This window comes from Caulobacter sp. DWR1-3-2b1, from assembly GCF_049895765.1.
Lineage (GTDB): Bacteria > Pseudomonadota > Alphaproteobacteria > Caulobacterales > Caulobacteraceae > Caulobacter.
Map to the genome: position 1 here is coordinate 97,605 of NZ_JAFCSZ010000004.1, position 11,912 is coordinate 109,516.

The window sequence follows — 11,912 nt, forward strand, 5'->3', positions numbered from 1 at the left end:
TCCCGTAAATTGCGAAATGCAATGGCCGGAAAATCGGCCTTCCGATGGATCGGGCAATCCCGAATACAGGGTATGGACTTTGCACAACCTTGACGGGGGTCGGGATTTTGCTCGCGCCCCTACCCCTCCCACCCGTCGATCACTCGATCCAGCACCGTCAGCGGCACAGGCCCGACCAGCAGGCCCGCGTCGTGGAACCGCCGGATGTCGAACCTGGCGCCCAGCCGCGCCTTGGCCCGTTCGCGGGCCTTGGCCCAGACCGTGTGGCCGACCTTGTACGAGCAGGCCTGACCCGGATTGGCGCAGTAGCGTTCGACCTCGCTGGTGATGCGGCCTTCAGGCTCGCCGCCGGTTTCCATCATGTAGGCGATGGCCTTTTCGCGGCTCCAGCCCTTGGTGTGGATGCCGGTGTCGACCACGCAGCGGGCCGCGCGGAACAGACGGGCCTGATACATGCCCAGCAAACCAAGGTCGTCGTTCTCGTAGACGCCCATCTCCATGGCCACCTGCTCGGCATACAGCGCCCAGCCCTCGGTATTGGCCGAGAAGCCCATGTTCTGGCGCAGGCGCGGCAGACTGCTTTCTGCGACGAGCGCCAGCTGGAAGTGATGGCCCGGCGCGGCCTCGTGATAGGTCAGGGTCGGCAGCGACCAGCGCGGACGTTCGGCCGTGTCGCGCAGGTTGATATAGAAGGCGCCCGGCCGCGAGCCGTCCAGCGCGGGCCGCTCATAATAACCGCCCGCCGCGCCGGCCTCGGTATAGGCCGGGATGCGCCGCACCTCGACCGGGGTCTTGGGCGTGACGCCGAACCACTTGGGCAGCTGCGGCGCCAGGTCGGCGATCAGCTTGTTGCAGTAGGCCAGCATCTGGGCGCGGCCTTCGTCGGTATTGGGATAGGTCTGGGTCGGGTCGGTATTCAGCGAGGCCACCCGCGCGCCGACGCTGGCTTGGGTCAGGCCGCGCTTGCGCAGGATGGCGTCCATCTTGGCGCTGATCTCGGCGCCCTCCTCCAGGCCCAGGCGGTGGATCTGGTCGGCGGTCATGTCCGTGGTCGTGTAGATCTTCAGCAGAGCCGCGTAATAGGCGTCGCCGTCCTTCAGGCGGTTCAAGCCCGCGTCGTGAGTGGCCTTAATGCGGGCGGCTTTCAGCACCTCGATCTGCCGGTCGAGGGCGGGATGCACCGTCCCGGCCAGCAGGGCCGCGGCCTTGCCTTCATAGTCGCCGTAAGGCTTGGCGCGGCGGGCCAGGGAGGCGACCAGCACGTTCTGGTCGGCCGGTAGGGCGCGGAACTTGCCCAGCTGGGCGATGGCCTTGTCGAGCATGAAATCGGCCGGGATCACCCCCTTGCCGGCGTCGGCGGCGAACCGCTCGCTTTCCTCGTCCAGCACGGTGCCGAACGCAGCCATGCGGGCCAGAAAGGTTTCGGCATCGGCGGCCGAGGCGATCTTGTGCTTGGTGTCCAGGAAGCTGGGCGTTGAGGAATAGGCCCCGTAATACTGGGTGATAACATAGGGCCGGCTGATCGCGCCGTAGTCGAAGCCAGCGACCGCCGCGCGGCTCTCGTACTGGAACATGGCGGTGTCGTAGTTGACGGCGTCATCGCCGGAGAGCGCCTTGCGGTCGATGGCCTTCAGGCGCTGGACGCGCTTGCCGGGCTCGGCGCGGTCCTTGATCCAGGCAGCGGTCGAGCGGTCGCCCAGCTTGCTCCGCGCGCCGGCATGGGCGCCGGTGTCGAGACCCAGATTGGTGGCCTGTTCGGGACTGTCGGACAGGTCCTCGTCGAAGAAGGCGTCGAACAGCTTGTAGAGCTCCACCTTGGCTTCGGCTGCCTGGACGGGAAGCGCGGTGGAGAGCGCGGTCGCGGCCGCCCCCATCATGATCTGACGACGGTCGAACTTCGACATGCAAAGGGCCCCTGCGACTGAACGATCCCGCAACTGGCGGGGGCAAATCAGTCACCCGGCAAGGGCATGTCGTCAAGGCGTGGGCTAACGGAACAAGCGCCCAAGAAAAAGGGCCCGCCTGGGCATGACGGGCCCTTCAACTTTGGAGATGTTCGCAGGTTGGAGGACCCTGAACAGCACGACCCTACGCCCAACCGCGGGCAGCGGCACCTTAACATATTGTCGCGGGGGGCCGGATTCCCGACTTTTTCTCTAGAGCCCTTTCCGACCTGATGGCTTCATCAGGGTCGGGCGAAAAGGGCTCCAAATCAGAAGTTTAGAGCATTTTTCGATCCGATAACCGTTTCACACTTTACGGAAAATGCTCTAGGGCCCTGTTTCCGCGACTATTTTCGCGCCGCCAGAATGTCATCCAGCCGCGCGGGTGTTCCAGCGATGCGTTCCAGGCGCGGATAGCGCAGGCCGCCGCGATAGTCGATCTTGACCATGCGGTAGCGCGCGCCTTCCTTGACCAGCAGCTCGACCAGTTGGCCCTCCGGCTTGGCGGCGGCCTTGACCGCGTCCTTCAGCTTGTCGCCGTCGAAGGTCTCGCCATTGACGGCCACCAGGGTCAGGCCCTGGGTGAGGCCCGCCTTGAAGGCCGGACCGCCCCACTGGACGTCGGTCAGCACGCCGTCGGCGCCCACCGTCAGGCCTAGCGAATAGGCCAGGCTGGTGTTCTTGGCCCGGGTTTCGGCGGTCTTGTTGTACTCGCTCTGAGTGTCTGAATAGACCAGCTTGTAGCCGCCGCGGGTGATCCCATCCAGCGGGGCCTTTTCCGACACGCCCTCGATCCGGGTCTTCAGGAAGCCAGCCCAGTCGTGGGGCGTGACGTCGTTCAGGGTCTTGACTACGTCCTCGAACGTGTAGGTGCGCGGCACATAGGAGCCGCTTTCGATCCCGAAGAAGGCCTTGGCGAAGTTGTCGAGCGACTTCTTGCCGCCGGTCTTTTCGCGGATCAGCGTGTCGGCGTCGAGCCAGACCAACTGGCCTTCGGAATAGTAGTCCTCGCTGCGCTGGTAGGAGAGCCAGGACAGGGGCTTGCGACCAGCGATGATCGGGTCGTTGGTGGTGTCGGCGACGTTGCGCCAGTCACGGCCGCGGCGATTGTCATAGGCGGCGGCCGTCAGGGCCAGGGCGTCCAGACTCTGTTGCTTGGTGTGCAGGTTGGAGCGCGCCGACAGCACATTGCCCCAGTACTGGGTCTGGCCCTCATAGACCCACATCAGGCTGTCGCGCATGGGCTCGTTCAGGGTCGCGGTCCACAGGTCGGCGCCCCGGCGGAACTTGCCGTTCCACGAGTGGGTGAACTCGTGGGGCAGCAGGTCGCGGCCGACATAGGTCTTTTCCCAGTCGGTGAAATATTTGGGGGCCACGCGGTTTTCGCTCGAGCGGTGATGCTCCAGACCGATCCCGCCCAGGGTGTCCGACAGGGCCACCAGGAAGTCATAGTGGTCGTAGGGATGCGAGCCGTAGAGCTTGTAGGACTGCTGCACGAGGTCCTTGTGGGCCTGGATGTGCTCGGGCTTGAACTCCAGAAGTTCCGGCTTGTCAGCCATCATGTTCAGGCGCACCGGCACGGGACCGTTCGGGTCCAGCTCGACGGTCTTGAAATAGCGGCCGGCGAACATCGGCGAGTCGACCAGGGTTTCGAACGGCGTGACCTTGAAGGTGGTCGTCTGGCCCTCGGTCCTGGCCACTTCCAGGGCCGAGGCGAACTTGAAGCCGTCCGGCAACTTGACGCTGGCCTCGACCGGGATCTGGCGGGTGAAATAGCCGGCCGGATAGAAGCCCATCTGCAGCCACTGCAGGTTCAGCATGTCGGGCGTCATCACTTGGCGGCCAACCTTGGCCTCGACCGGCGACAGGAACTGATAGCTCAGCTGAAGCTCCGAGACGCCTTCGGGAACCTCGACGTGGAAGGCGAACACCTGGACCGGATCGCGCGTCCAGGCCAGACGCTGGCCGTTGGCCGTGATGACCAGACCCGCCACCTTGTCCAGGTCATTGCGCGGCGAATGACCGCCCGGAACCCATTGCGGATAGAGGATCGTGAACTTGCCGGCCTTGGCGACGGGGATGGTCTCGCGGATCTGGAAGATCTTGCGTTCCAGGTCGGTGGCGTCGACCGACAGCTTCAGCGTCCCCGGATAGGGAATGTCCTGGGCTGCGGCGATGGCCGGCGTCGGAGCCGACGGCTGCGGCATTTGCTGGGCGACGGCCGCCGTGGCGGCCAAGGTCAGAAGCGAAACAGAAAAGAACAACGTTCTCACAAAACACCCCAATGCAGCCCGCGAATATGCGCCTCGCGGTTAAGAGGCAGCATGTTTCACCCCTTAATTAGGGCTTGTCGAGAGCGAGGCGTGGCGAGGCTGGAAACGACCCCGGTCATGATCTAACGAAGGTCAGCAACGGAGCAATGTCGTGCTTGTCCGCCGCGCGCAGGGCTTCGACATAGAGCCGGCGGGTCTGGGCCGGGACAACTAGGTTGGCGCTGCCCCAGGTGAAACGCGGTCGTCCGAGGCGCACAGCAAGCAGATCGGCTGCTAGGCGAGCGTGGCGGCCATTTCCGTTTTGGAACGGATGGATCCAGACCAGCTTGTGGTGAAAACGCGCAACGATTTCATCAGGCGAGAACGTCGCGTTGTCGATCCAGTATTGGACGTCATCTGTCAGTTGGCGAAGCTGAACACCGATTTGGATCGGATCGACGCCGATATTGCGACCCGTCGTGCGAAGCTCGCCCGCCCACCGCCAGACCTCGCGAAACATTCGCCTGTGCAGCGTCAGGAGGAAGTTCGTATCGAGTACATCGCCGCGTTTCCTTGAAAATACCCATCGGTCGGCGTCGGAAACGCCAATATGTTCGATCTCGTTCAATTCCGCGCGGCTGATGATGTAGGTCGGAATGAGCTGTTCCCGCTCCTCGGCCTGCAGAGGCTTGGCGGCGTCGTCAGCCGCGTCGAACAGCGGATCGCTCACGGCGTATCCCAGAGTCTCTTGGGATCGCTCCTCAACAACGCATCGATCAGCCGTTCGCGCTCGGCCGCCAGCGCCTCCTTGCCCAAAGCCTGGTTTTCGAGACCCATCGTGTGATGGGTTCGGGCGAGTTGCCTGTCGGCGACTTGGCCCGCCTTGGCCTCAAGCGTCTCCTGCAGCGGTCGATTGGGGATCAGCACATAGCCGAGCGTGCAATCCAGCGCCTCGGCCGCCTTTCGCAGGCGTCCCAGTGTGATGCTGTCCCGGAGCTCATCCTTTTCAAGGGCCACGATCCGAGGTTGGGAGACGCCAAGGCGCTCGGCCATCTGACGCGTCGTCATGCCGAGCGCGTCACGGATAGCCCTGACCCAGCCCCGAGGCGGGCGCGCCAGGACATCGCTGGTGCGCAGTGCGGTCAGGCGACGGTCAAGATTGCTACGCGCTAGCGCTTTGCTGTCCACGTGATGACCCGGCTCGTGCGTTCAAAGAACGATACCTTATAGCACATCAAAGACTCAAGATTTGATAACTTATAAGATATCGAATTAGTCTATTTTGATAACGTATATCGTATCAAGAAATGCAGACACAGCCTGACGCGCGCCGCTCGTCAAATCCCAGCTTGAATTTGCAAGTCGTTCTCAAGTATGGACAGGGCCTGTTCCCGCTCAAGGTTTCCGCCTCCTCGTGTCGACCGCCACCGCTCAGCATCGCCGCTCGTTCTGGCTCAAGCAGCTGCACCAGTGGCACTGGATCAGCGCGGCCCTGAGCCTGATCGGCATGCTGCTGTTCTCGATCACTGGCATAACCCTCAACCACGCCGGCCAGATCGAGGCCCAGCCGCAGGTGGTCAGCCGCAAGGCGACCCTGCCGACCGAGCTGATCGCCGACTTGGCCAAGGGGCCCGCCGAGGGCAAGCGCCCCCTGCCCCTGAAGCTGCAGCACTGGCTGGACAAAGCCGTCGGGACCGACATCGCCGGACGCGAGGCCGAGTGGTCCGACGCCGAGGTCTATGTCGCCCTGGCCCGTCCCGGCGGCGACGCCTGGCTGTCGATCGACCGTGATACTGGCGCCGTCGAGCACGAGAAGACCACGCGCGGCGCGGTGTCCCTGCTTAACGATCTGCACAAGGGCCGCAATACCGGCAAGGCCTGGGCCTGGTTCATCGACATCTTCGCCGCCGCCACCATCGTGTTCACGATCACCGGCCTGATCCTGTTGCAATTCCATGCCAGGGCTCGCCCCCTGACCTGGCCGTTGGTCGCCGCCGGCCTGGCCGCCCCCGTCATTCTCGTCATTCTCTTTGTCCACCTCTGAGGTGAAATCCGTGAAGCGTTCCGTCTCCCTGTTGACCTTCGCCGGCGCAGCCGTCGCGGCCCCCGCCATGGCCGCCGATCTCAACGTCACCGTCGAGATCCCCCGCATGTCGGTGGCCGAGTACCACAAGCCCTATGTGGCCATCTGGATCGAAAAGCCCGACGCCACCGCCGCCGGCACCCTGGCGGTCTGGTACGATCCGGACTCCAAGGAAGACCACGGCACCAAGTGGCTGAAGGACATGCGCCAGTGGTGGCGCAAGGCCGGCCGCGAGATGAGCTTCCCGGCCGATGGCGTCAGCGGCGCGACCCGCGCGCCCGGCTTGCAGAAGGTGGTGTTCAGCGGCGCCAAGGGCGCGCTGAAAAACCTCAAGCCCGGTCAATACAATCTGGTGGTCGAGGCGGCCCGCGAAGTCGGCGGCCATGAGGCCGTCCGCGTACCCTTCGTCTGGGGCAAGCCCGGCAAGCCCGCTTCGGCCAAGGGCTCGGCAGAGCTCGGCGCCGTCACCGTCTTCGTCAAGTAAGCGAGAAAACCGATGTTCCTGAAGACCCGCCTCTTCGCCGTCGCCGCAGCCGGCCTCGCTCTGACCCTGCCGCTGTCGGCCAACGCCCACCGTGGCTGGCTGCTGCCCTCGTTCACCGTGCTGTCGGGCGACGGCTCGTGGGTGACCGTCGACGCGGCCATCTCCAACGAACTCTTCTATCCCGACCACCGCGCCATGCGCGTGGACGGCGTGGTCGTCACCGCTCCGGACGGCACGATCTCGAAGCTGCAGAACGCGTCCACCGGCCAGTACCGCTCGACCTTCGACGTGCAACTGAACCAGGCGGGCACCTGGAAGATCGGCTCGGCCGCCAATACAGTCACGGCCAGCTGGACCGAGAACGGCGAGATCAAGCGCTTCCGCGGCACGGCCGATGAGTTCGCCAAGGCCGTTCCGGCCGGCGCCGCCGACCTGAAGACCATCAAGGGCTCCAACCGCAACGAGACCTACGTCTCCCGCGACAAGCCGACGACGGATGTCTTCAAGCCGACCGGCAAGGGCCTGGAACTGGTTCCGGTGACCCACCCCACCGACCTCGTCGCCACCGAGGCGGCGACCTTCAAGTTCCTGCTGGATGGCAAGCCAGCCGCCGGCCTTGAGGTGACCTTTGTGCCCGGCGGCGCGCGCTGGCGAGCCACGCCGGGCGAAATCAAGGTCAAGACCGGCGCCGATGGCGCGGTGACCTTCACCCTGCCGGACGCCGGCATGTACTGGGTCAACGCCACGGCGCGCGGCGGCGAGAGCGCTGGTCGCGGCTCCGGCGGCGGCATGGGCGGCGCTCCGGCTGCGCCGGGCGCGGCGCCGGGCGCTCCGGCTCCCGTGACGGCCCTGGCCGGCGACGGTTTCTCGGCCAGCTACACCGCCGTGCTCGAAGCGCAGCGGCCTTAGCCTCAAAGACTGTCATCCCGGTCTGGCGCGCAGCGCGCCGGGCCGGGATGACAGGTTTGGTTGCCATGACCCGCGTCCTCGTCCCCCTCATCGCCCAGCCCCCCGCCCGCCCGCTGGGCGGCGTGGTTCATGCGCTCACGGGTCAGACCATGGGCACGACCTGGTCGGTCAAGCTGGTCGCCCAGCCGGCCGCCGACGTCCCGGGCCTGACCGCCATGGTTCAGCGCGCCCTCGACGCCGTGGTGTCCGAGATGAGCCCGTGGGAGCCGCTGTCGGACCTCTCCCGCTACAACCGCGCGCCGGCCGGGAGTTGGACGACCCTGCCGCCCGGCATGGCCAGCGTCGTGCGCCGCGCCATCGCCATGGCCACCGTCACTGACGGAGCCTTCGACCCGACCCTGGGCGCGCTTACTGATCTTTGGGGCTTCGGTCCCCGTCCGTTCTCCGGCCAACCGCCGTCGCGCGAGGCCGTGGCGGCCGCCCGCGAAACCGGCGGCTGGACTCGCCTGGCACTGGACGGCGACGCTCTGTTCCAGCCCGGCGGGCTTCGCCTCGACCTCAACGGCATCGCCAAGGGCTTCGGCGTCGACCAGGCCGCCGCAGCCCTGGGACGGGCCGGCGTGAAGAGCTACCTCGTCGAGGTCGGCGGCGAGCTGCGCGGCACGGGCGCCAAGCCCGATGGCCAGCCCTGGTGGGTCGAGCTGGAGCGCGCCCCCGCCATGTCCGTGGCAGCCAACGACACGCTCGAGACGGTGGTCGCCCTGCACGATCTTTCGGTGGCGACCTCCGGCGACTATCGGCGCTTTTTCGACCATGACGGCCGGCGCTACGCCCACACGCTCGACCCGGCCTCCGGCGCGCCCAGCGACCAGGGCATGGTCAGCGTCACGGTGCTGGCCGAGACCTGCATGAACGCCGACGCCTGGGCCACGGCCCTGACGGTGATGGGTCCCGACACGGCGCTGGAGTTCGCCACGGTCGCCCGCCTGCCCGTCCTGATCGTCAGCCGCGCCGACCCCCAAGCCAAGAGGGGTGGCCTGGAAGAGCGCCTGTCGCCCGCCCTGTCGGCGATGCTGGACGCATGATCGACTTCGCCGCCCTGGATCCCGAGACCTGGCGCCACGCGGCGGCCGGCGCGGTGGCCCTGGCCTGGGTCGCCTTTTGCGGCCTCATTGCTGGCCGTCAGGCCCTGCGCCGCCGCGCCGAGCGTCGCGAGGCCGCCGCTCTAGCCACGGGCTCGGGCGAGCCGATGCTGGTCGCCTTCGCCAGCCAGACCGGTTTCGCGGAGGAACTGGCCCTGGCCACCGCCAAGGCCCTGACCGCCGGGGGCGCGCCCGTCACCCTGCGCGACCTCTCGACCGTGACCGCCGCAGATCTGACCTCCGCCGGCCGCGCGCTGTTCGTGGTCAGCACCACCGGCGAGGGCGACGCCCCCGACCCGGCTCGCGCCTTCATCCGCGACGTGATGGCGGCGGAGCCCGACCTCTCGTCCCTGCGCTATGGCGTGCTGGCCCTGGGCGACACCGAGTACAGCCACTTCTGCGTCTTTGGCCGCACCCTGGACGCCTGGCTGGCGCGGCGCGGCGCGGCCCCTCTTTTCGACCGCGTGGAAGTCGACAATGGCGACGAGGCCTCGCTGCGCCACTGGCAGGCGCATCTGGGCGTCCTGACCGGCCATACCGCCGCGCCCGACTGGAGCCGTCCGGCCTATGGTCAGTGGATGCTGGCCCAGCGCCGCCTGCTCAATCCCGGCAGCCCGGGGGGGGAGGCCTGGCACATCCGGCTGGAGCCGCAAGACGGCGCCCTGGACTGGACGGCCGGCGACATTGTCGAGATCGGTCCGCGTAAAGACCCGGCCGAGGTCGCCGCCCTCATCGCTCGGCTGAGTCTCCCGGCGACGATGACCGAGGCCTTGGCGACGCGCCGCTTGCCGCACGACACCGAGCCCCTGGTCGGCCTGACAGGCGAGGCGCTTCTGCAGCGCCTGTCCACCTTGCCGCATCGCGAATATTCCATCGCCTCCCTGCCAGCCGACGGCGGGATCGAGCTGATCGTCCGCCTGATGCCGCGCGCCGACGGCAAGCCGGGCCTTGGCTCGGGCTGGCTCTGCCATTTCACCGCCGAGGGCGCGGCCATCGACGCCCGGGTGCGGGTCAACCGCAGCTTCCATGCGCCGGATGGCCATGCCCCGATGATCCTGATCGGCGCGGGCACTGGCCTCGCCGGCCTGCGCGCCCATCTGAAGGCCCGCGCTGCCAAGGGGCAGGGCCGAAACTGGCTGCTGTTTGGCGAGCGCACGGCGGCGCATGACGCCTTCCACCATGGCGAACTGACCGACTGGGTGCTGGCCGGGGTGCTGGAGCGTCTGGATCTGACCTTCTCTCGCGACCAGGCCGAGCGGGTCTATGTGCAGCACCGCCTGCGCGAGGCCGCCGACGCAGTGCGGGCCTGGGTGGCGGACGGCGCGACCATCATGGTCTGCGGCTCTCTCGAAGGCATGTCGCGCGAGGTCCACGCGGCGCTGGTCGATATACTCGGGGCCGAGGGGCTGGAGAAGCTAACCGACCAGGGCCGTTATCGGCGAGACGTCTACTAGAGCATTTTCCGATAAGTGTGAAACGGTTATCGGATCGAAAAATGCTCTAAACTTATGATTTAGAGCCCTTTTCGCCCGACCCTGATGAAGCCATCAGGTCGGAAAGGGCTCTAGTCGCCCGGGCTTAGCGCAGTTTCGGCTCGGCCTTGTCCAGGGACGCCATGGTCAGCTTGGGGGTGTCCTCGCCCGCGATGACCGAGCCGCCATCGGCCAGCATGCGGTCGATGCGCGACTTCTTGGCCTTGAACGAGGCCAGTTCGCCGCCGCCCAGTATGGTGCCTTGCGGCACCTTGGCGCCGATCGGATTGACCCGCTGGCCGTTCAGCCAGACTTCGTAGTGCAGGTGCGGACCGGTCGACATGCCGGTCGATCCGACATAGGCCACGACCTGGCCCTGGCGGACGCGCATGCCGGCCTTGATGCCCGGGGCGTAGCGCGAGATGTGGGCATAGCCGGTGTCCCACTTGCCGGCGTGACGGATGCGCAGCCAGTTGCCGTAGCCGCTCCAGCGGCGGGCCTCGACCACGACGCCGTCGCCGGCCGCCAGGATCGGGGTGCCGGTGCCGGCGCCGAAGTCCACGCCCTTGTGGGCGCGGTTGAAGCCCAGGACCGGGTGGCGGCGCGCGCCGAAGGTCGAGGTGATGCGGGCGCCGTCGACCGGCGTGCGCAACAGGAAGCCCTTGATGTTCTTGCCGGCTTCGTCAAAGAACTGGGTCTTGCCGTCGCGCTCGAAGCCATAGAAGCGCTGGCCCTTGACCTCGGCATATTCCAGATCGCCGGCCTCGATGGTGCGGCCGCTTTCGGTGACCTTGCGGTCGAACACCAGGCAGAACTTGTCGCCCTCGCGGATGTCGCGCGAGAAGTCGATCTTGTGCGAGAACAGCTTGGCCGCCTCGCTGATCACCCGGGGCGTGCCGCCCACATTGGCGACGCTCTCATAGAACGAGCCATTCATCTCGCCACAGGCGACCTTGGTCTCGTCGCGCACCTCTTCCTCGAGCTCGCGCAGCTTCAGCGCGCCGTCGAAGGTGCGCGAGACGGTCAGGGTCGAGGACGGGCTGGTGCGCATCGACAGGCCGATCAGGCGGGCCGGGCCACGCTGGCTGCGACGCTGGGCGATGGCGGCTTCGAAGGCCATGCCGGCCTTGATATTGACGGTGTCGATGGCGCCGTGGAGGGCGGCGACGACCTGACGGGCTTCTTCGGGGGCGACGCCGGCGCGCTCGACGGCCCCTTCAAGGGTCTCGCCGGGGCGCACCTTCACGGGGATGCTTTGCGGACGGTCGAAGCCCGGCTGGGCCTCGGCGCTGGCGAAGGCCACATGCTGCAGGGCGATCAGGGCGGCGGGGTCGAGGGCGGCCTTGACCGGAGCCGGGACGTCGGCGTCCGTCAGCTTCCAGCCCAGGGCCAGAGCGGCCAGGCCGGCGACGGCTGTGAACAGCCGGGGCGCCAGACGAAGGGTCGGGCGTCGCGGATCAAATTCTTGCATCGGTCCCCCCATCGGTTTCGATGCCGCGCAAGGTCAAAATGACACGGCTGGGTAGCCCCCCAGCAAACACTGCGCCGGAACATGGCCGTGGCCCTCTCCAGCGGCAAGCACTATTCGGTGCTTCGGTCGTTTTGTCACGGGCAGGGTTAGCGGGCC

At 66.8% G+C, this 11,912-nt stretch carries 10 protein-coding genes; 5 read left to right on the top strand and 5 right to left on the bottom strand.

Annotated elements, in window-relative coordinates; translation table 11 throughout:
* Positions 1-119: 119 nt before the first annotated feature.
* The 4 genes from ACP69S_RS05620 to ACP69S_RS05635 form a co-directional block, all read right to left on the bottom strand.
* Positions 120-1,904: a DUF885 domain-containing protein gene (locus tag ACP69S_RS05620; protein WP_425995586.1), complete on the bottom strand. Its 1,785-nt coding sequence runs from the start codon at positions 1,902-1,904 to the stop codon at positions 120-122.
* Between the two features lie 386 nt (positions 1,905-2,290).
* Positions 2,291-4,216: a M61 family metallopeptidase gene (locus ACP69S_RS05625; RefSeq protein WP_425995587.1), complete on the bottom strand. Its 1,926-nt coding sequence runs from the start codon at positions 4,214-4,216 to the stop codon at positions 2,291-2,293.
* 115 nt (positions 4,217-4,331) lie between these two features.
* Positions 4,332-4,925 (bottom strand): mobile mystery protein B, encoded by a 594-nt coding sequence (locus ACP69S_RS05630; RefSeq protein WP_425995588.1) that lies wholly within the window; start codon positions 4,923-4,925, stop codon positions 4,332-4,334.
* The gene (locus ACP69S_RS05635; protein WP_425995589.1) at positions 4,922-5,383 is read right to left on the bottom strand and encodes a mobile mystery protein A; all 462 of its coding nucleotides are present in this window, start codon (positions 5,381-5,383) and stop codon (positions 4,922-4,924) included. The genes ACP69S_RS05630 and ACP69S_RS05635 overlap by 4 nt, the downstream gene beginning before the upstream one ends.
* A gap of 226 nt (positions 5,384-5,609) precedes the next feature.
* Between ACP69S_RS05635 and ACP69S_RS05640 the strand changes: the two genes are divergently transcribed.
* From ACP69S_RS05640 to ACP69S_RS05660, 5 genes are all read left to right on the top strand, one after another.
* A complete protein-coding gene (locus ACP69S_RS05640; protein WP_425995590.1) occupies positions 5,610-6,239 on the top strand; it encodes a PepSY-associated TM helix domain-containing protein in 630 nt (209 codons plus the stop codon).
* A gap of 10 nt (positions 6,240-6,249) precedes the next feature.
* Positions 6,250-6,762 carry a DUF2271 domain-containing protein gene (locus tag ACP69S_RS05645; protein ID WP_425995591.1) on the top strand — a complete coding sequence of 171 codons (513 nt, stop codon included), beginning with the start codon at positions 6,250-6,252 and terminating at the stop codon, positions 6,760-6,762.
* A 12-nt stretch (positions 6,763-6,774) separates the two neighbouring features.
* Complete coding sequence (locus ACP69S_RS05650; RefSeq protein WP_425995592.1) at positions 6,775-7,671, top strand: DUF4198 domain-containing protein; 897 nt, start codon at positions 6,775-6,777, stop codon at positions 7,669-7,671.
* A gap of 65 nt (positions 7,672-7,736) precedes the next feature.
* A complete protein-coding gene (locus ACP69S_RS05655) occupies positions 7,737-8,756 on the top strand; it encodes an FAD:protein FMN transferase (protein ID WP_425995593.1) in 1,020 nt (339 codons plus the stop codon).
* Entirely contained in the window at positions 8,753-10,267 is a 1,515-nt protein-coding gene (locus ACP69S_RS05660) for a sulfite reductase subunit alpha (protein ID WP_425995594.1), read from the top strand. Before ACP69S_RS05655 ends, ACP69S_RS05660 begins: the two co-directional genes overlap by 4 nt.
* Positions 10,268-10,391: 124 nt before the next feature.
* Here ACP69S_RS05660 and ACP69S_RS05665 read toward each other — a convergent pair whose 3' ends face one another.
* On the bottom strand, positions 10,392-11,756 hold the full coding sequence (locus ACP69S_RS05665) for a peptidoglycan DD-metalloendopeptidase family protein (protein ID WP_425995595.1): 1,365 nt from the start codon (positions 11,754-11,756) through the stop codon (positions 10,392-10,394).
* Between the last annotated feature and the right edge of the window lie 156 nt (positions 11,757-11,912).

Bases quoted from the DNA above. Each gene is read 5' to 3' on its own strand.
- ACP69S_RS05620 (WP_425995586.1), bottom strand. From the start codon at position 1,904: ATGTCGAAGTTCGACCGTCGTCAGATCATGATGGGGGCGGCCGCGACC.
- ACP69S_RS05650 (WP_425995592.1), top strand. From the start codon at position 6,775: ATGTTCCTGAAGACCCGCCTCTTCGCCGTCGCCGCAGCCGGCCTCGCT.
- ACP69S_RS05655 (WP_425995593.1), top strand. From the start codon at position 7,737: ATGACCCGCGTCCTCGTCCCCCTCATCGCCCAGCCCCCCGCCCGCCCG.
- ACP69S_RS05660 (WP_425995594.1), top strand. From the start codon at position 8,753: ATGATCGACTTCGCCGCCCTGGATCCCGAGACCTGGCGCCACGCGGCG.
- ACP69S_RS05665 (WP_425995595.1), bottom strand. From the start codon at position 11,756: ATGCAAGAATTTGATCCGCGACGCCCGACCCTTCGTCTGGCGCCCCGG.